We start from the raw sequence: 505 nt of genomic DNA on the forward strand, positions 1-505 counted from the left end.
CGGTGTACCTCGTCAACGATATGCGTGACGTCGAGGCAGACCGGGAGCACCCCACCAAAAGGTTCCGGCCGATCGCCGCCGGCGTGGTGCCCGAGTGGCTGGCGTACACCGTGGCGGTGGTACTGGGAGTGACATCGCTGGCCGGTGCCTGGATGCTGACCCCGAACCTGGCGCTGGTAATGGTCGTCTACCTCGCCATGCAGTTGGCGTATTGCTTTGGTCTCAAGCATCAAGCGGTGGTGGAAATCTGCGTCGTGTCGTCGGCGTATTTGATCCGCGCCATCGCCGGGGGCGTGGCCACCAAAATCCCGCTGTCCAAGTGGTTTTTGCTGATCATGGCATTCGGTTCGCTGTTCATGGTGGCCGGCAAGCGCTACGCCGAGCTGCATCTGGCCGAACGCACCGGCGCTGCGATCCGCAAGTCGCTGGAAAGCTACACCAGCACCTATCTGCGGTTCGTCTGGACGTTGTCGGCCACCGCGGTGGTCTTGTGCTACGGGCTGTG

At 62.8% G+C, this 505-nt stretch carries 1 protein-coding gene; it reads left to right on the forward strand.

Going from position 1 to position 505, the window contains the following annotated elements; translation table 11 throughout:
• A partial coding sequence (locus IEX42_RS18010; protein WP_188781476.1) for a decaprenyl-phosphate phosphoribosyltransferase occupies window positions 1–505 on the forward strand: 505 nt, incomplete at both ends.

The organism is Marmoricola endophyticus (assembly GCF_014644415.1).
GTDB classification, from domain to species: Bacteria; Actinomycetota; Actinomycetes; order Propionibacteriales; family Nocardioidaceae; genus Marmoricola; species Marmoricola endophyticus.